This is a genomic window from Paenilisteria riparia FSL S10-1204 (assembly GCF_000525995.1).
GTDB classification, from domain to species: domain Bacteria; phylum Bacillota; class Bacilli; order Lactobacillales; family Listeriaceae; genus Listeria_A; species Listeria_A riparia.
The window spans coordinates 22,253-42,155 of sequence record NZ_AODL01000001.1 but is presented as its reverse complement, the minus strand read 5'-3'; the positions used below and the strand labels follow the sequence as shown (position 1 = coordinate 42,155).

General features: G+C 42.6%; 12 protein-coding genes, 1 pseudogene and 1 other annotated feature (1 of these 14 only partly in view). All 13 genes and pseudogenes read right to left on the bottom strand.

Annotation, left to right across the window (positions count from 1 at the left end):
* Window positions 1-1,926: elongation factor G (gene fusA, locus PRIP_RS00200; RefSeq protein ID WP_036098858.1), on the bottom strand; the 1,926-nt coding region annotated here is incomplete at its 3' end.
* Between the two features lie 75 nt (window positions 1,927-2,001).
* Complete coding sequence (gene rpsG / locus PRIP_RS00195) at window positions 2,002-2,472, bottom strand: 30S ribosomal protein S7 (RefSeq protein WP_036088137.1); 471 nt, start codon at window positions 2,470-2,472, stop codon at window positions 2,002-2,004.
* Window positions 2,473-2,501: 29 nt separating this feature from the next.
* Window positions 2,502-2,915: a 30S ribosomal protein S12 gene (gene rpsL / locus PRIP_RS00190; RefSeq protein WP_036088138.1), complete on the bottom strand. Its 414-nt coding sequence runs from the start codon at window positions 2,913-2,915 to the stop codon at window positions 2,502-2,504.
* A gap of 276 nt (window positions 2,916-3,191) precedes the next feature.
* Complete coding sequence (locus PRIP_RS00185; protein WP_206538178.1) at window positions 3,192-4,814, bottom strand: peptide ABC transporter substrate-binding protein; 1,623 nt, start codon at window positions 4,812-4,814, stop codon at window positions 3,192-3,194.
* An 18-nt stretch (window positions 4,815-4,832) separates the two neighbouring features.
* Window positions 4,833-5,615, bottom strand: coding sequence for a gamma-glutamyl-gamma-aminobutyrate hydrolase family protein (locus PRIP_RS00180; protein WP_052008644.1), 783 nt, complete (start codon window positions 5,613-5,615; stop codon window positions 4,833-4,835).
* Between the two features lie 137 nt (window positions 5,616-5,752).
* Window positions 5,753-7,784, bottom strand: a pseudogene (pbp4, locus tag PRIP_RS00175) (penicillin-binding protein PBP4(5)).
* Between the two features lie 58 nt (window positions 7,785-7,842).
* Complete coding sequence (locus PRIP_RS00170; protein ID WP_036098857.1) at window positions 7,843-8,829, bottom strand: aromatic acid exporter family protein; 987 nt, start codon at window positions 8,827-8,829, stop codon at window positions 7,843-7,845.
* A gap of 419 nt (window positions 8,830-9,248) precedes the next feature.
* Window positions 9,249-12,863: a DNA-directed RNA polymerase subunit beta' gene (rpoC, locus tag PRIP_RS00165; RefSeq protein ID WP_036098856.1), complete on the bottom strand. Its 3,615-nt coding sequence runs from the start codon at window positions 12,861-12,863 to the stop codon at window positions 9,249-9,251.
* Window positions 12,864-13,168: 305 nt separating this feature from the next.
* Window positions 13,169-16,726 carry a DNA-directed RNA polymerase subunit beta gene (gene rpoB / locus PRIP_RS00160; RefSeq protein WP_036088145.1) on the bottom strand — a complete coding sequence of 1,186 codons (3,558 nt, stop codon included), beginning with the start codon at window positions 16,724-16,726 and terminating at the stop codon, window positions 13,169-13,171.
* A gap of 284 nt (window positions 16,727-17,010) precedes the next feature.
* Entirely contained in the window at window positions 17,011-17,883 is an 873-nt protein-coding gene (locus PRIP_RS00155) for an anti sigma factor C-terminal domain-containing protein (protein WP_036098854.1), read from the bottom strand.
* A gap of 164 nt (window positions 17,884-18,047) precedes the next feature.
* Window positions 18,048-18,653 (bottom strand): class I SAM-dependent methyltransferase, encoded by a 606-nt coding sequence (locus PRIP_RS00150; protein ID WP_036098853.1) that lies wholly within the window; start codon window positions 18,651-18,653, stop codon window positions 18,048-18,050.
* 125 nt (window positions 18,654-18,778) lie between these two features.
* A complete protein-coding gene (rplL, locus tag PRIP_RS00145; RefSeq protein ID WP_036098851.1) occupies window positions 18,779-19,147 on the bottom strand; it encodes a 50S ribosomal protein L7/L12 in 369 nt (122 codons plus the stop codon).
* Between the two features lie 76 nt (window positions 19,148-19,223).
* Window positions 19,224-19,724: a 50S ribosomal protein L10 gene (gene rplJ, locus PRIP_RS00140; protein WP_036098849.1), complete on the bottom strand. Its 501-nt coding sequence runs from the start codon at window positions 19,722-19,724 to the stop codon at window positions 19,224-19,226.
* Window positions 19,725-19,770: 46 nt separating this feature from the next.
* Window positions 19,771-19,903, bottom strand: a sequence feature (ribosomal protein L10 leader region); it runs 9 nt beyond the window's last position.

Genomic DNA, 19,903 nt, shown 5'->3' with positions numbered 1-19,903 from the left:
ACGAACATCTTGAGCGTTACCGCGTGCTTCCATACCATCTACGCGACCACGACGAGATGTGATGTTACCCATAATGTCTCCAAGGTAATCCTCAGGTACAATTACTTCAACATTCATCATTGGTTCCAAGATGACAGGATTACATTTCTTAGCCGCGTTACGAAGAGCCATAGAAGCAGCCACTTTAAAGGCCATTTCATTGGAATCGACATCATGGTAAGATCCGTCATATAATTTCGCTTTAATATCGATTAGCGGATATCCTGCAAGCACACCATTTCCTAGTGCACCTTCAAGACCTGCTTGAACTGCTGGGATGTATTCACGTGGAACAACACCACCAACGATAGCGTTCTCGAACTCAAAGCCTTTTCCTTCTTCGTTAGGACTGAATTCAATCCAAACGTGACCATATTGTCCACGACCACCTGATTGACGAACGAATTTACCTTCGACTTGAGCAGATTGGCGGAATGTTTCACGGTAAGAAACTTGTGGATCACCCACGTTAGCTTCTACCTTGAATTCACGTTTCATACGGTCTACAAGGATGTCTAAGTGAAGCTCACCCATACCAGAGATGATTGTTTGACCAGTTTCTTGGTCAGTCTCTGTACGGAATGTTGGATCTTCTTCTGCAAGTTTCGCAAGAGCTTGACCCATTTTATCTTGGTCTGCTTTTGATTTAGGCTCAATCGCAACCGAGATAACTGGTTCTGGGAATTCCATAGATTCTAAGATAATTTGATTCTTTTCATCACATAGAGTGTCCCCAGTTGTAGTATCTTTAAGACCTACAGCTGCAGCAATATCACCAGAGTAAACGATATCGATTTCTTCACGGTGATTCGCGTGCATTTGTAGGATACGACCTACACGTTCACGTTTACCTTTAGATGAATTTTGAACGTAAGAACCTGAGTTCAAAGTACCTGAGTAAACGCGGAAGAAAGTAAGACGACCAACATAAGGGTCAGTCATAACTTTAAATGCTAATGATGAGAATGGCTCTTCGTCACTTGCATGACGTTCTGCTTCATCTTCGCTATCTGGTAAAATACCTTTGATAGCTGGAACATCAGTAGGAGCTGGAAGATAATCAAGTACTGCATCAAGCATCGGTTGTACACCTTTGTTTTTGAATGCTGTACCACATACAACAGGATAGAATTCTACAGCTAGTGTTCCTTTACGGATCGCAGCTTTCAATTCTTCTTTTGTAGGTTCTTCGCCTTCCAGATATTTCATCATAAGATCTTCATCTAAATCTGCAACAGCTTCAATTAGCTTGCCGCGATATTCTTCAGCTTGATCTTTAAGGTCAGCTGGGATTTCACGGATTTCAGGATCATTTCCTACATCATCAAGATAATACAAAGCGTTCATCTCAACTAAGTCAATAATACCTTCAAAAGTGTCTTCTGCGCCGATAGGTAATTGGATTGGGTGTGCATTTGCATCAAGACGGTCATGTAATGTACCTACTGAATACAAGAAGTCAGCACCGATTTTATCCATTTTATTAACAAATACTACACGAGGAACCCCGTAAGTAGTTGCTTGGCGCCAAACTGTTTCTGTTTGTGGTTCAACACCTGATTGTGCATCAAGAACGGCAACAGCACCATCTAATACACGTAGTGAACGTTCAACTTCAACCGTGAAGTCTACGTGTCCAGGAGTATCGATAATGTTTACGCGGTGACCTTTCCATTGCGCAGTTGTCGCAGCGGATGTGATCGTGATACCACGTTCTTGCTCTTGCTCCATCCAGTCCATTTGGGATGCGCCTTCGTGTGTTTCACCAATTTTATGAATACGCCCTGTATAGAAAAGGATACGCTCTGTAGTAGTGGTTTTACCAGCATCAATATGTGCCATAATACCAATATTACGCGTCTTTTCTAAGGAGAACTCTCTAGCCATGGGTATTTCTCCTTCCATTATTAACGATTTAGTTAGGCAGCAATTGTTGCCCGGTTTGTGCGGATAAGAAAAATCTTACCAGCGATAGTGAGCGAATGCTCTGTTTGCATCTGCCATTTTGTGTGTGTCTTCGCGTTTCTTAACGGAAGCACCAGTATTGTTAGATGCGTCAAGAATTTCGTGTGCAAGACGTTCTACCATAGTTTTCTCTCCACGTAGACGTGAATAGTTAACTAACCAACGTAGACCTAGTGTTGTACGACGATCAGCACGAACTTCAATCGGAACTTGATAGTTAGCACCACCGACACGGCGAGCTTTAACTTCAAGAACTGGCATGATGTTCTTGATTGCTTCGTCAAATACTTCCATAGGATCTTTACCACTTTCTTGTGCAATGATATCAAAAGCTGAATAGATGATAGATTGTGCTTTACCACGTTTACCATCAATCATAAGTTTATTGATTAGACGTGTTACCAATTTCGAATTATAAATCGGATCGGGCAATACGTCACGTTTAGCAACAGGACCTTTACGAGGCATTGGATATCCTCCTTTCTAATGAGTTTAGTTTATTTCTTAGGTTTTTTCGTTCCGTATTTAGAACGGCTTTGTCCTCTATTTTCAACACCAGCTGTATCTAAAGCACCACGTACGATATGGTAACGTACCCCCGGTAAATCTTTAACACGTCCTCCGCGAATAAGTACTACACTATGTTCTTGTAGGTTGTGTCCGATACCTGGGATATAAGCAGTTACTTCAAGACCGTTTGTCAAACGTACACGGGCATACTTACGAAGCGCTGAGTTAGGTTTCTTCGGAGTCATTGTACCGACACGAGTACATACACCACGTTTTTGTGGAGATGAAACGTCAGTTAATGATCTTCTGAAAGTATTCAGGCCTTTGTTAAGTGCTGGAGAATCTGATTTTTGAATTTTAGATTGACGCGGTTTGCGAACTAATTGATTAATTGTAGGCATTTTTTGGTTTCCTCCTTCCGGAATTTGTAGAGCCACACATCCAGGTGGTTCATTTTTTCTTTAAAATAAAATTGCTGATAGGTTCCCCTAGCAACAGCTTCTATTTTCTATACCTCAACACAAGTGAGAGAGGCACCTTTGATATAATAACACTTATCCGGTGATGTTGTCAAGGGTTTCGATTATATCTTCCCGCTTAAAAAGAATAGCTAAAACAGCCGTTTGGATTCGGTTGCTCTAGCTATTTCTTTCAAATTACTTATTTTTTGACGTAAGCTAGTCGGTAAGAGATATTTCGACCAAATGGATAGATTTGAACGCCTTCACGTTCGGGTCTAGCAAGTATGCTGTTGCGCCTTGATAAAATGGTGCAATAGCGGCATCGGTTTGGATGAGTTGCTTCTCAAGTGCCAGCATTTCATTCCAGCGTTTCTCTGGCTCAGTCGCGTATGTGCTCTTAACCGCATTTAGCCCCGCGTCATAAGTCTTGCTCTTATATTTCGAAAAATTAAGACCGCCATCGGATTGATAAACTTCTAAAAAGTTGATCGGATCACTGTAGTCTGGTGACCATGTACCATAGAAAATGTCATAATCGCCAGCTGTTGTAAGGGCTAGACGGTTCTTTAATGGGACACTTTTTAGTTTGATAGTGAGTCCAGGTAGGTTTTTCTGGATTTCGCTTTGTAGGAATTCGACGGTTTTCTTGGAGACTTCGGTGTCGGATGATAGGATTTCTAAAGTTAGTTTGTCAACGCCGAGTTCTTTTTTAGCTGTTGTCCATTCTGATTTTGCTTTGTCTGGATCGAATGTTACTAGGTCACCATTTTCAGCGCGGAAGTCTTTGTTGTTTGCTGGGTCTTTGGCGAAGTCGGCAGGAATGTAGCCGTTTAGTGGTTTGGAGCCGTCGCCGAGTATTGTGTTTGTGTAGGCTTCTTTGTCGAATGCCATGGATAGTGCTTTGCGCAGGTGAACATTGCCGGTAGATGCGCGGTCTTCGTTAAATCCGAGATAACCGATTAGTGATTTGGAATCGGAATGATAGGCTTTGTCGTTTTTGTATTTTTGGACGAATTCGTCGGTTAGAGCGGTGTATTGGACAGCCCCTGTTTCGTAGAGATTGACGCCTGCGCCTGTGTCTTTAGCGACTTGAGTGGCTATTTTGTTTAGTTTGACGTTTTTGGCATCCCAGTAGTCTTTATTCTTGATGTATGTCCACGATGTGCCGATTCCTGACCAGTCTTTTAATAGGAAAGGACCGTTGGATAGGACGGTGTCTGCGGATGTGCCGTATTTAGAGCCCTTAGATGTAACGAATTTTTCATTTTGTGGCAAAAATGGTGTGCCGGTTAGTAGTTTTGGTAAGTATGGAATTGGGTTTTCTAGTGTGATTTCAAGTGTTTTGTCGTTTATGGCTTTAACGCCTAATGTGCTTGGTTCTGCTTTTTCGTTGCGAATGAGATTCGCGTTTTTGATAACGTCGAGTTGGTTGGAGCTTGGGGATGCTGTTTTTGGGTTGACGACTTTTTGGAATGCGTAAACGAAGTCGGCGGCCGTGACTGGGTCCCCGTTTGACCATTTGGCGTCATCGCGTAATTGGAATGTGTATACTTTTTTGTCAGCGCTCACGGTTGGTTCGGCTTTAGCGATGCCTAATTCTGCCTCGTTATCGGGATTGACGCGGTATAAGCCTTCGGAAATTTGGCCGATGGCATCTGAACTGAATGTGTCGCTGTACAGCGCGCTGTCGAGTGTCGCGATTTCGCCTGCGGACGTGACTTTGATTGCTTGTTTTGTTTCGCTAGTGCTTGCTTGTTGCTTGTCCCCTTTACTACCTCCGCATGCCGCGATAACGACGCCGAGCAGTAGAATCATCGTGATAAGTATCCCATTTTTCATGTTGTTTCCTCCCTTTTGCTAACGTAATGTAGCTCTCTTTTTAAAATTTATTGGCGTTGCATTGTAAAATTGTTTGATAGCGCTATGTTCGGCGCTTTTTATGAACTCTTGGAAAAGGCGTTGCATTCCAATGTCGGTTTCGGCGATTAATTCTGGGTGCCACTGGACGCCGATGACGAATTGTGCGCCAGGCTTTTCGATTGCTTCGATGACACCATCTGGGGCTGTGGCACTTACGTGAAGGCCCGCGCCTAATGCATCGATTGCTTGGTGGTGAAAAGAGTTGACCTGCGCTGTATTACCTAACATTTTTGAAAGTCGTGATGTTTGTGCGATTTGCACGGAATGCGTCGCTGTGGTCGCAGTTACTTCTTGCATATGTGACAAGTTCGTGTGCTCCATGTAGCTCGTATCCTGATGCAACGTGCCTCCAAATGCAATATTTAAAAGCTGGGCGCCGCGGCAAATTGCTAGTATCGGTTTCTTTTGCGCCAACGCTTCTTGTAAAAGTGCTAATTCAAAAATGTCGCGGGCGTGTGATGTGTGACCTAACTTGCCGGTTGGTTCTGAGCCATATAGCGACGGGGAAACGTCCTGGCCACCAGATAAAATCAAGCCATCAATCTGATTGACAAAAGTAGTGACGAGGCTTGCGTCCGTGACTGGTATAACAAATGGCGCTGCCCCGCTTTTTGCAACGACGGATATGTAGTCGCCACCGACAAATGTACCATTGCGTGAAATCGTGTTCGGTATCTGCTCGCTTAGTTGTGCTGCAGAAATTCCAATAATAGCAGTCATGGTCGTGCCTCCCTTTTTAACAATTCGCATCGTTTTACTCGGAATTGATATTTCACTTATTATACCGCGTTCGAAATGGAAAGTAAAGTAATTTCAAAAAAACCTGAAAAGTCGCGCAGACCTCTCAGGTTGGATGACTATTTATAGAACGATTCGATAACTGGTTTCATTTTATCAATGACAAGGCCACTACCGCCACGGCCGTTGACGCCTTCAATCATAGCTAGCATTAAATACTGTGGATTATCACTATCGAATGCAAGTAGAAAGCCATTTTCAAGACCACTTTCGCCTTGCTTTTGTTTCAGTTCGGCTGTTCCTGTCTTGGCTGCGATGTTTTTGCCAGCGATTTGTAGTTTATGCGCGGTTCCTTCTGGTTTGGAAACAGCTTGCACGAGTGCATTTTTGACTGTATTAGCTGTATCTGCGCTCATGGAATCTTTGGCCGCTTTTGTTTTTTCTGTTTTCGGTTAGTTTTGGATAGACCATCTTGCCGTTGTTCGCGAATGGTGTGTAAGCTACAGCTTGTTGGATTGGTGACATGAGAAGTTCGCCTTGGCCGTATGCTGTATCTGCTAGTAAGATATCTTTTTTGATACCATTATTGGAAATTTGAGCAGGTTCCATGTTGAATGGTAAATCAAATTCTTCGCCAAAATCGAATTTCTTCAAGCCATCTTGGAATTTCGTTTCACCCATTGCTAAACCTTCTTGGGCAAAATAAATATTATCCGAGTTCACTAATGCGTCAACCATGTTTACTTTCGGAATATCATGAACACGGGTTACGAAATAGTTACCCCATGATGTGTCTTTTTGCCACTTCAATCCGGAAATCTCGCGAACTTTATCTGGCTTGGTAGTACCATTTCCTAGACCTACTGCTGCTGTGATTGTTTTAAAAGTCGAACCTGGTGCGTAGCGTGTGGCATAGCGGGCTAGGAATGGAAGTTTTTTGTCATCCGTGAGTTTCTTATAGTCTTCGCTAGAAATACCTGCTACCATTTGGTTCGTATCATAAGATGGTGAGCTCACTAACGCTACGAGGTTGCCGTTGGTTGGATTAATGACCGTCGCGGAACCTGCTTCGCCTTTTAGTGCATTAAATGCGTTTTGCTGAATCGTGCTATCGATTGTTAGTTTAATTGTTTCGCCATCTTTTTTCTTGTTTTCTTGAAGGACGGTCTCTTCTTTGGTGTCATCATTTACAACGATGATTTTACCGCCGTTTGTGCCGCGTAGTGCTTTGTCGTAGTAGCGTTCTAGGCCAGCTTTTCCGATGAAATCGCCGACGTTTAGCAACTTGTTCTTCTCGATGTCTTCCGCGCTAACTTCGCCAACATAGCCGATTAGATGTGCAGCGGCTTGACTTAGTGGGTAGTATCTCGTTTCAATTGTTGCGTAACTCACTCCTGTCATTTGCACAGGTGCACCAGTTGTTATAACTTTGATTGGAACAAATGTGTCCGCGTGTACCCAGCTTTGAGATAGTTTCTTCTCCAAATCGGCAACAGGAATGTCAAATTGCTTACTGATAGCCTCAAGATTTTTGGTCTTCGCCTCACCGTCTCCTAGTTCACTTGGGACGATGCCTGCTTCGCTCACGTTCTTGTTTATCGCAAGGCCTTTGCCATTAACGTCTTGGATTTGGCCTCGCTTGGCTTCGTCAGTTGTCAGGCGGACTTTATCTGATTTCACCATACCCGGAAAAATTAGGTTCGGCTGCCAGTCGACTTTCCAATTATCGTCTTCACTGGAGATTGTCGCTTTATAGTTCTGCTTGTCCATTTTGCCAAGCGTTGTTGTCATCGTTAAACTGTAGGCTAAGTTATATTTTTTTTTGCTGTCGTCATAGCTTACTTTTAGATTAGAAACGTTGATATCACGCGCATCGATGCCTGTATATACCGTTTCGTACTTCGCTTCCATTTCTTTTGCTGTAAAGCCACTTTGTTTTAATGATTGTTTGGTAACATCGTCGGATAGTTTGGTGAACTTTTGTTTCTTAATGTTGGTTGTGAAGTTTTCTGCTGCTTCGTTGGCTAGTTTCTCGTTCTTGGCACTGCTATTCATGAAATAATAGTACGCGCCTCCGCCCGCAATAACTAGTACTACAGCAACAATGATACTGATCCACAAGCCTTTTCTACTTTTCTTTTGTCTGCGCACCTTGGTTCCCCCAATTCTCTTTTTCCATCATTATAGCAAATATTACAAAAGCTAGCACTTAGCTAACGTTAATCTTTAATAATTCTTTATCTTCTTTAAACTGTTGTGTAAAATCGCGCTTTAACTCTAATAAATACCGCAAATCATTTAAAAACTGGAAAAGTAAAGCACGTCCTTCGAATTCTTCACGTGTTTTTGGTAGTTCACTTTGACGAAAATCTGTTAGGATTTGGTTTACGTCTTTGATTAAGTCTTCTGCGGGGTTTTGTTCAGAGAGTGATAAGGCGGTTTTTTCGACTAGCTCGGCCATTTTTGTAGCGTGGTTGGTTAAGATGCTGACACTGTGAATAGAAAGACTCATTTGTTTGATGACGCGGAGTTGGACAGTTCGCATATCGATGTATTTGATATAATATCGTGAATCCGCGAACAATTGATTGTCAAAATGGCGCCTTGATTGTTCGTTAGCCTCTGTAAGATAGGAGGATAATTGTTTGATGAGCTTCTTTTCGTCTAGGTAAACTGGTTCTCTTTTCAAATCTTGCGCGAAACAGAAGAAAATTTGACGCATGATTGATTCAATTTTTTGACGTTGTTGTTTCATCTCGATGTCCATTTTTGGCATGTAGAGGTTTAGGAGGATGCCGATTCCTGCGCCGACTGCCATGAGGAGCATTTCGTTGGTGAACCAGAATAGGGATAGTGATTGCTCGACTAGGATGTGTGTGACTAGCACGGAGCTTACTACAATGCCGTCTGTTACTTTTAGGCGCACTGCGATAGGAATGAAGACGAGTAAGTATAGCCCAAATGCAATAGCGTTAAACCCAAGTAGCAGGAAAAATATTGCCGAAATTGTTAGGGCAATAATCGTCGAATAGACGCGCTGCACAGCTAATTGTATGGAGCCCTTTTTTGTGTTTTGAATGCTGAGTACCGTGATTAGCCCAGCGGAGACGGCGTATTCGAGGCCAAGCCATTCTGCGATAAGGATGGCAAGTGTCGCGCCGACTGCGGTTTTTACGGTACGCAATCCGATTTTCAAAGCCTTTCACCTCTTTTTCATATACGTACCTATTTTACACTATTTATGACAAATAAAAAAGCCACCCACGAAAAACGAAATTTCGCGGATGGCTGTTAATATTAACCGCTGAACTTCACAAAGAGATTCAGCATCTTGGTCTATCGTGCTTCACGCGCCAGACCTTCGGCACTTTGTTGCTACTCTTAGAAAATCATTTTCTTAGAGTAGCAATATGAGTGCGAATACCGTGAGCATTCGTTCCTTGCGGAGGCTCCAAGTGCTTTCAGGTCTAAACGGGCGCGTTCAGCATCTTGGTCTATCGAGCTTCACACGCCAGACCTTCGGCACTTTCACCTCCTCCGAAAAAGTCAAAAGAAGACTTTTCCTGCGGAGGCTCCAAGTGCTTTCAGGTCTAAACGGGCGCGTTCAGCATCTAATTAAATATGCGTCGTTTCTTCTACGTCGGCAACTTCTTGTTCTTTTCCTAGTACGGATGATTTCAGTTTGCGGTAGTGGTGGATACCTGTACCGGCTGGGATCAGTTTACCTAGGATAACATTTTCTTTCAGGCCGAGCAATTCGTCGGTTTTACCTTTGATTGCTGCATCAGTAAGAACACGTGTTGTTTCTTGGAATGATGCGGCGGACAAGAAGGAATCTGTTTCAAGAGACGCTTTTGTAATACCTAGCAACACTGGGCGTCCAGTTGCTGGTTGTTTGCCGGCAAGTAATGCGTCGCGGTTAGATTCTGTAAATGTATGCACGTCCATTAATGTACCTGGCAAGATGTTTGTATCACCAGTGTCCATTACGCGGATTTTACGCAACATTTGACGAACCATAACTTCAACGTGTTTATCGCCGATTTCAACCCCTTGCATCCGGTAAACTTTTTGTACTTCGGCAAGTAGATATTCTTGTACAGAAAGCACGTCGCGAACGCGAATCAATGCTTTTGGATCAATGGAACCTTCTGTTAGAGCTTCCCCACGGTCTACTTTATCGCCAACTTTAACACGGAGGCGAGCAGTATAAGGAATGCTGTAGCTACGACGGTCTTCATCTTTCCCTTGAATCACGATTTCTTGTTGACGATCACGCGCTTCATCGATAGAGATGACTTCACCTTCTACCTCAGTAATAACGGCTTGACCTTTCGGATTACGTGCTTCAAAAATTTCTTGGATACGTGGAAGACCTTGTGTAATATCGTCACCGGCTACCCCACCTGTATGGAACGTACGCATTGTAAGCTGTGTACCTGGTTCCCCGATGGATTGTGCCGCGATAATACCAACAGCTTCTCCGACTTCAACTTCTGTTCCTGTTGCCAAGTTTTTGCCGTAACATTTCTTACATACGCCGTGTTTTGTATTACATGTGAATGCAGAACGGATAGTTACTTTTTCGATACCAGCTTCAACGACTAGACGTGATTTCTCTTCTGTAATCAAGTCATTTTCAGCAACGATAACTTCGCCTGTTTCTGGATGTCTAATCGATTTACGAGCGTAACGACCTTCAAGACGCTCTTCCAATGCCTCGATAACTTCTGTACCTTCGCGAATTGCTTGAATTTCTAGGCCTCGATCGGTGCCACAATCGTATTCACGAATGATAACATCTTGCGCCACATCAACCAAACGACGAGTAAGATAACCAGAATCGGCTGTTTTAAGGGCTGTATCGGTAAGACCTTTACGAGCACCATGGGTAGAGATAAAGTATTCCAAGACAGTCAGACCTTCACGGAAGTTCGATGTGATTGGAAGTTCTACGATACGTCCAGATGGATCGGCCATCAGACCACGCATACCTGCTAGCTGTGTAAAGTTGGAAATGTTACCACGAGCTCCGGAGTCTTGCATCATGAAAATCGGATTTAAACGTTCCAAACTCAAAATCAGCTTGCCTTGGATGACATCTTTCGCTTCATTCCAAACGGCAATAACGCGTTCGTATCTTTCGTCATCGGTAATCAAACCACGACGGAATGTTTTGGTGATTTTCTCTACTTTATCATGCGCTTCTTCAAGAATGTCATGCTTTTCTTCAAGCGTCAAGATGTCGGCGATACCTACTGTGATACCCGCTTGCGTAGAAATTTTGAAACCTAGGTCTTTCATACGGTCCAACATTTTAGATGTTTCTGTAATGTGGAATCGTTTGAAGACTTCTGCGATAATATTTCCAAGGATTTTCTTCTTGAATGGATCTACGACTGGTTGTTCTTGAATATGTTTCTTCACGTCAACGTTCGTATCCACGAAGTATTTCTCAGGTGTTTCAACTTCTAAATTGTAGCTTGTTGGTTCGTTAATATATGGGAATGACGGTGGCAAAATTGTATTGAAAACAAGTTTACCAACTGTTGTAATTAGCAATTGTTTGCGTTGTTTGTCAGTGAATCTTTCATTATCGATTGATCCTGCAACAACACCGATACGCGTATGCAAATGAACATAGCCGTTTTGATAAGCTAGCAATGCTTCGTTAATATCAGTGAATACGGTCCCTTCGCCAACTGTGCCTTCACGTTCCAATGTCAAATAGTAGTTACCTAACACCATATCTTGGGAAGGAGTTACAACTGGTTTACCATCTTTCGGATTCAAAATGTTTTGAGCTGCAAGCATTAAAATACGTGCTTCTGCTTGTGCTTCGGCAGATAATGGAACGTGGACAGCCATTTGGTCACCATCGAAATCCGCATTATAAGCAGTACATACAAGCGGGTGAAGACGAATTGCGCGACCTTCAACTAGCGTAGGTTCAAAAGCTTGAATACCTAGTCTATGAAGTGTAGGTGCGCGGTTAAGCAAGACTGGATGCTCACGAATTACTTCTTCTAAAACATCCCAGATTTCTGGTGAAGAACGCTCAATTTTACGTTTTGCGCTCTTAATGTTATGAGCAAGGCCACGGCCAACGAGTTCTTTCATCACGAAAGGCTTGAATAGTTCAAGAGCCATTTCTTTTGGAAGTCCACATTGGTACATTTTAAGGTTCGGACCTACGACGATAACGGAACGACCAGAATAATCGACACGTTTACCTAGTAAGTTTTGACGGAAACGACCTTGTTTACCTTTAAGCATGTGCGATAGTGATTTCAATGGACGGTTACCTGGTCCTGTTACGGGACGGCCACGACGACCATTATCAATCAATGCATCTACTGCTTCTTGTAACATACGTTTTTCATTTTGCACAATGATGTTAGGCGCACCTAAATCAAGCAAGCGTTTCAAACGGTTATTCCGGTTAATAACACGGCGATAAAGGTCATTCAAATCACTTGTTGCAAAACGTCCACCTTCAAGTTGAACCATTGGGCGGATTTCTGGAGGGATAACTGGTAGTACGTCAAGAATCATCCAACTTGGATCATTGCCTGAGTGACGGAACGCTTCTAGCACTTCTAGTCGGCGAATCGCACGCGTTCTACGTTGTCCTTGTGCAGATTTCAATTCTTCTTTCAAGCCATTAACTTCTTTTTCAAGTTGAATGTCTTGTAAAAGTTTCTTGATTGCTTCTGCGCCCATTCCTGCTTGGAATGATTGGCTATATTTCTCGCGGTAAACGCGGTACTCTTTCTCAGATAGCAATTGTTTTTTCTCAAGTGGTGTATCGCCTGGTTCTGTAACAACGTACGAAGCGAAGTAAATAACTTCTTCTAGTGCACGTGGTGACATGTCTAAGGCTAACCCCATACGACTTGGAATACCTTTAAAATACCAAATGTGCGAAACTGGTGCAGCTAATTCAATGTGTCCCATACGTTCACGACGAACTTTGGACTTCGTAACTTCAACGCCACAGCGGTCACAAACTACGCCTTTATAACGAACACGTTTGTATTTCCCACAAGAACATTCCCAGTCTTTCATTGGTCCGAAGATTCTTTCGCAGAACAATCCGTCACGCTCTGGTTTTAGCGTACGATAGTTGATTGTTTCTGGTTTTTTAACTTCTCCGTGTGACCATGAACGAATTTTATCTGGAGACGCGAGACCTATTTTCATATACTCAAAATTTTTCACATCTAACAACTGGTCTACCTCCTAAATTCTAGCGAGTAGCTTATCCCAAATAAATCGGCGGCAAGCGATCGCATTCCGCCAATTTTGCGGACTTCCGGTTCTCACATACACAAGTATGCTCCGCTTCCGGCTTCCACAAAATTGGCGAAATACAATCGCTTTCGCTCGATTTGTGTGAAGCAGAATCTACATCTTAACCGAAAGTGCAAAAACTGGTTCGACACTCTACTCGTCTAACATTTTTGTTATTCAAGTTCTATTTTTAACTTCTCGCACCGTCTTCCTGATAAAAACGGTGCGTTCAGCTTTATATTTTACTGGTTAGAGTCAATGATACCCGCTGGCTTGGTTGGCTCGGATACGATGTTGAAAGCGTCATTTTGAGCGCCGAATTCTTCGTCTTCGAGGTCGCGTAATTCGATTTCTTCTTTGTCAGCAGAAAGGATTTTAACGTCCATTCCTAGACTTTGAAGTTCTTTAATTAATACCTTGAAGGATTCTGGTACGCCTGGTTCTGGAATGCTTTCGCCTTTGACGATAGATTCGTATGTTTTCACACGTCCTACTACGTCATCGGATTTAATCGTTAGGATTTCTTGGAGTGTATAAGCGGCACCGTATGCTTCTAGTGCCCAAACTTCCATTTCCCCGAAACGTTGTCCACCGAACTGCGCTTTACCGCCTAGTGGTTGTTGCGTTACTAGTGAGTAAGGACCAGTTGAACGAGCATGCAATTTATCATCAACCATGTGGGCAAGTTTAATCATATACATGATACCTACAGAAACACGGTTATCAAAAGGTTGCCCAGTACGTCCATCATACAAAATGGTCTTCGCATCTGGTGCCATACCTGATTCAGCTACTGTGCTCCATACATCATCATCGTTCGCACCATCAAATACTGGTGTCGCGATGTGGATGCCAAGGTAACGAGCTGCCATACCCAAGTGAAGCTCCAATACTTGTCCGATATTCATACGCGATGGTACCCCAAGTGGGTTAAGCATGATATCAACTGGCGTTCCGTCTGGCATAAATGGCATATCTTCTTCTGGTAAAATACGAGAGATAACCCCTTTATTTCCGTGACGTCCGGCCATTTTATCACCTTCGTGAATTTTACGTTTTTGAACGATGTAAACACGAACGAGTTGGTTAACGCCTGGTGGTAACTCATCGCCAGCTTCACGTGTAAAGATTTTCACGTCAAGGACAATGCCGTCGCCGCCATGTGGTACGCGTAGTGATGTATCGCGAACTTCACGTGCTTTTTCACCGAAGATAGCGTGTAGTAAACGTTCTTCTGCTGTAAGTTCTGTGACACCTTTTGGCGTTACTTTACCTACTAACAGGTCTCCGTCTTTTACTTCCGCTCCGACACGAATAATTCCGCGTTCGTCAAGGTCACGCAATGCGTCTTCCCCAACGTTAGGAATGTCACGCGTCATTTCCTCAGGTCCGAGTTTCGTATCACGAGCTTCTGATTCAAATTCTTCAATATGAATCGACGTGTAAACATCATCTTTTACAAGACGTTCACTCATGATGATCGCATCCTCGTAGTTGTAACCGTCCCAAGTCATGAACGCTACAAGAACGTTACGACCTAGTGCAAGTTCTCCAGCATCCATCGAAGGTCCGTTACCAAGGATTTCTCCTTTTGTTACGCGGTCTCCTTCTGCTACGTTTGGACGTTGGTTATAACAAGTACCATGGTTTGAACGGACAAATTTACGCAATGTATATTTATCAATTCCACCACTTACTTCTTTGCCATCTACTTCTGAGATACGGCGAACCCAGATTTGTTTTGCTTCTACGTGTTCTACAACGCCGTCATGTTTACAAACAACAGCAGCCCCAGAGTCACGTGCTGAAACGTGTTCCATACCTGTTCCAATGATTGGAGCTTCCGGATGCATCAACGGTACAGCTTGACGTTGCATGTTGGCTCCCATTAGCGCACGGTTGGAGTCATCGTTTTCAAGGAACGGAATACATGCCGTCGCGACCGAAACTACTTGTTTTGGCGATACGTCCATGTAATCGATACGTTCTTTTTCTACCGCTAAGTTGGCAGAACGGAAACGAGCCATTACTTCTTCTTCTGTAAAAGTACCAAGTTCATCCAATTTGGAGTTCGCTTGGGCTACTACGTAATTATCCTCTTCATCTGCAGTTAGGTAATCGATATGATCAGTAACGCGATTCGTTTCGGAATCAACGCGACGATACGGTGTTTCGATAAAACCAAACTTATTCACTTTCGCAAAAGATGATAAGGAGTTAATCAAACCAATGTTTGGTCCCTCAGGCGTTTCAATCGGACACATACGACCATAGTGAGAGTAATGCACGTCACGCACTTCATAACCAGCACGTTCACGCGTCAAACCACCAGGTCCAAGCGCTGAAAGACGACGTTTATGCGTCAATTCGGCAAGTGGATTCGTCTGATCCATAAACTGTGATAACTGAGAGCTACCAAAGAATTCTTTAATGGATGCCACAACTGGGCGAATGTTAATCAATTGTTGCGGTGTTACAGTGCTCATGTCTTGAATCGACATACGCTCACGAACAACACGCTCCATACGAGATAAACCAATACGGAATTGATTTTGTAAAAGTTCTCCGACTGAACGCAAACGACGGTTACCAAGGTGGTCAATATCGTCTGTGTCGCCTACTCCGTGAAGTAAGTTGAAGAAATAGCTGATTGAAGAAATAATATCGGCTGGCGTGATGTGCTTCACGTTTTCGTCGATATACGCGTTACCAATCACATTGATAATTTTCTCTTCTTCGCTGTTTGGTGCGTAAATTTTGATAGATTGAACAACAACGCTGTCTTCCATAACGCCATCTGTAGGGCGCAATGTACGGAAACCAACGCCATTTTCCAAGTTCTCAATGATTGAATCTAATTTACGACGATCTAAAATGTCACCTTTAGAAGCAATAATTTCACCAGTTTCTGGGTCTACTAATGTTTCTGCAAGTGTTTGATTGAATAGACGGTTTTTCAAATGCAGTTTCTTGTTGATTTTGTAACGACCAACGCTCGCTAAATCATAGCGTTTTGGATCGAAGAAACGAGATACTAGCAAGCTCTTCGCATTCTCAACAGTTGGCGGTTCACCAGGACGTAAGCGCTCATAAATTTCAAGCAATGCTTTGTCCGCATTATCTGTATTATCTTTCTCAAGTGTGTTGCGTAAGTAGTCATTTTCACCGATTAATTCTAAAATTTCGCTGTCGGAGCCGAATCCTAGCGCACGCAAAAGCACAGTAACTGGCAATTTACGCGTCCGGTCGATTCTCACGTGGACAACATCTTTCGCATCTGTTTCATACTCCAGCCACGCCCCACGGTTAGGGATGACAGTAGAACCGAAACCTTTCTTACCGTTCTTGTCTAGTTTACCGTTAAAATAAACACCTGGGGAACGCACTAATTGGGATACAATAACACGCTCGGCGCCATTGATAACAAATGTACCCATTTCGGTCATGAGTGGGAAATCACCCATAAATACTTCTTGGTCTTTCACTTCACCAGTCTCTTTATTGATGAGACGTAGCTTTACGCGTAGTGGTGCAGCGTAATTCGCATCACGGTTTTTCGACTCTTCTACTGAATATTTTGGTTCTCCCAAATCATAGTCGATAAATTCTAGTGACAAATTCCCAGCGAAATCCTCAATTGGAGAGATATCGCGGAACATTTCACGCAATCCTTCATCCAAAAACCACTGGTAGGACGCTGATTGAATCTCGATTAAGTTTGGCAACTCCAACACTTCACTAATACGAGCGAAACTTCTACGTTGGCGATGTCTTCCGTACTGAACTAGTTGACCTGACAACTCATTCACCCTCTCAAATAAACTAAATTTATTAAGCACATTGCAACAAAAATAGTACAATGGAACTTGGCAAAAATACCTAAAAAAGACAAAAAGAAAGTGGGCTCCTTAAAAGAAAACCACTATTTTCTTGCTATGTGAACCAAACAGGCTAAAACTGCAATTCCTCCATATTCACCGTCAAAAATGGCAATATCGATTCTTTTGGCATCTTACTATAATAGCATAGTGAAAAGACTGCGTCAACAAAATGCACTTCGTTGATTCAGCCTTTTTGTTTGGAGTTATTTGTATGGTTTGATATATGGAACAATGTCTGCTGTTGCACCGATTTCTGAGGCGCGGATGAATTTATGGTTCGCAATAGTTTTGAGATTTTTTTCTTGCCCCGTTACGATAATGCCTTGGATTTGTACTTCACTCCAGTTTAGCTTGTTATATTTTGCGTACATGTCCGCCATTTTGCTAGTTTTGTTTTGCAACTTATCCAGCCCAGCAAGGAAATTACTATAGTTTGCAGCGTACACTTCTTTAGTAGCGACTCCTGGAATTGGTTTTTGCAAGCCTTCAAATCCGTAAACTTGCGCCATATCTAACAGCTCATTCGTATTCTCAGCTTCCAGCCAAAACCACGCTATATTAAGATTAGTCGGTAGAAAACCTAGAACTTCTTGCAAATCGTATGGTTTATCAAATGAAATCGCAACCTCCATAACCTTATTCGCATTTCCCGTCAATCCTTCAAGCTCGTTTACCACTCTTTGATAGCTACCGTCAGGTTTATAAAAGTGCATCATTTTGTGATTCGTATTTTCTGCAAACTCTGTCGTACCATTCGTCTCGCTTATTGCACTCTCTTGGTACCAGTTATCTCCAGAATTGGTATAACTCGCATACACATCAGACCACGGAATTATGTATCCATCAACATCTTTCATTTGTTTATACATGAACTTACCACCAAATAAGTCTGCCGAAATTTTCACTTGATTCCCTAGTTTCACGTTTGGCGCGTTTACGATAGATTGATTCAGAACATCTTCATCTAATTGTACAGCGCTAGATGTCACAGATTTCAATAACACAACAAAAACAATGCCACAAAGAACTACCAGTGTCGCTAATGTCATTAAAATCTTTTTGGTACCAGTTTTCATAAATATGCCCTCATTTCATATGTTTTTCTTAATTATACGATATATGAACATATTTGACCACTAACAACTAGATATTGGCTATTTTATATACAAAAAGACTCCATTCAACAATTTCCCCACAAAAAAAGCCACCATCTTACTTAAAGATAGTAACTTCACTGCTCTTACTCTTTCACACTCCGATAAATAAAATACCCCTTATCCTTCGCCACAACTTCGACATTACCAAAAACCTCTTCCATCTTAGCCGCCGCAGAGGGCCCACCTTGCTTCTTCTGAATAACAATCCAAAGACTGCCGCCAGTTTGTAGGTGTTCAAAGCTTCCCGAAAGAATCTCATGCACAATTTTCTTCCCAGCACGAATCGGCGGGTTACTAATAATATCAGTATAATCACAATCCGCAACAGCGTCATACACCGAACTTTCAAAAACACGAACATTGCCCAAACCGTTATTCTTCGCGTTTTCTGCAGATAATTCCAGCGCCCGGTCATTCACGTCAACCATGTCCACTTGCACTTCCGGATAGCTTTTCGCAAAAGCAAGACCAATTGGGCCATAGCCACAACCGACATCCAAGAACTTCCCATCTGGACTTGTCGCTTCAAAGCTTTCAATTAACAAACGTGACCCAAAATCTACTGTTGTTTTCGAAAAAACGCCAGCATCACTAATAAATTGGATAGAAGAACCTCGTAGTTCAAAGCTCCATGTTTTACGGTTATGATCTAAATCACTATTTTTTGTATAGTAATGCTTATTGCTCATGTTCCCCGCCACCTTTCTATGTATAAAAAACGAAGAGCCCCAAGATCAGCATTAGGCTAACTTGGTGCTCTTCGTGTCTAGTTTCGCGTGCTGGTATCTAAACCCGCGCGCTACACTTATCGTTCTTATTTAACAACTACGTTAGCGCCAACTTCTTCAAGTTTAGCAACGATTTCGTCTGCTTCTTCTTTAGAAACGCCTTCTTTAAGAGCTTTAGGAGCGTTATCTACAACTTCTTTAGCTTCTTTCAAGCCAAGACCAGTGATTTCACGAACCACTTTGATAACTTTGATTTTTTGATCTCCAGCAGAAGCTAGTTCTACTGTGAATTCAGTTTGCTCTTCAGCAGCAGCGCCACCAGCAGCAGCACCAGCAGCTACAGGAGCAGCAGCAGTTACGCCAAATTCTTCTTCGATTGCTTTTACTAAATCGTTTAATTCTAATACAGTTGCTTCTTTTACGGAAGCAATGATTTCTTCAATGTTTAAAGCCATTTTGAAATTCCTCCATTATAATATATTTTCGGTCTATGCCGAGATTGGTTGTTGGTGAAGATTCACCATGTAAAACTTATGCGCCTTGTTCTTCTTTTTGGGTTGCAACAGCTTTTGTAGCAAGTGCCAAGTTACGAACTGGAGCTTGAAGTACGCTAAGCAGCATAGATAGCAAGCCTTCGCGTGATGGTAGAGAAGCAAGAGCTTTAACATCTTCAACAGAAGATACTTTACCTTCGATGATACCAGCTTTAATTTCTAATGCTTCGTGTGCTTTTGCGAAATCGTTAATGATTTTTGCAGGAGCAACAACGTCTTCGTTACTGAAAGCGATAGCGCTAGGGCCTGTCAATACTTCGTTCAAGCCTTCTAGTCCAGCAGCTTCAGCAGCGCGACGCATTAGCGAGTTTTTGTATACTTTAAAATCAATACCAGCTTCACGTAATTGTTTACGTAATTCGGTAATTTCAGCAACGTTTAAACCGCGATAGTCAACGATTACTGTTGAAGCACTGTCTTTTAATTTCGTAGTAATTTCGTTAACAGCACCTTGTTTTAATTCTAAAATTTTACTCATCTTTGTTTTCCACCTCCATCATGATTGTTTAAGTCAATACTGACTCAAAGCATATAAGAAACCCCTCACACCGTAGACGCGAGGGGTTCACGCAAGGACACAAAGTCACTTGCCAAAAATCCTCGGCGGGCAAATATTAAGCGTACATAGGACGCGCCAGCTGTCTACGGTTAGGATAT

Bases quoted from the DNA above. Each gene is read 5' to 3' on its own strand.
- rpsG (WP_036088137.1), bottom strand. From the start codon at position 2,472: ATGCCTCGTAAAGGTCCTGTTGCTAAACGTGACGTATTGCCCGATCCG.
- rpsL (WP_036088138.1), bottom strand. From the start codon at position 2,915: ATGCCTACAATTAATCAATTAGTTCGCAAACCGCGTCAATCTAAAATT.
- PRIP_RS00185 (WP_206538178.1), bottom strand. From the start codon at position 4,814: ATGAAAAATGGGATACTTATCACGATGATTCTACTGCTCGGCGTCGTT.
- PRIP_RS00180 (WP_052008644.1), bottom strand. From the start codon at position 5,615: ATGACTGCTATTATTGGAATTTCTGCAGCACAACTAAGCGAGCAGATA.
- PRIP_RS00155 (WP_036098854.1), bottom strand. From the start codon at position 17,883: ATGAAAACTGGTACCAAAAAGATTTTAATGACATTAGCGACACTGGTA.
- PRIP_RS00150 (WP_036098853.1), bottom strand. From the start codon at position 18,653: ATGAGCAATAAGCATTACTATACAAAAAATAGTGATTTAGATCATAAC.
- rplL (WP_036098851.1), bottom strand. From the start codon at position 19,147: ATGGCTTTAAACATTGAAGAAATCATTGCTTCCGTAAAAGAAGCAACT.
- rplJ (WP_036098849.1), bottom strand. From the start codon at position 19,724: ATGAGTAAAATTTTAGAATTAAAACAAGGTGCTGTTAACGAAATTACT.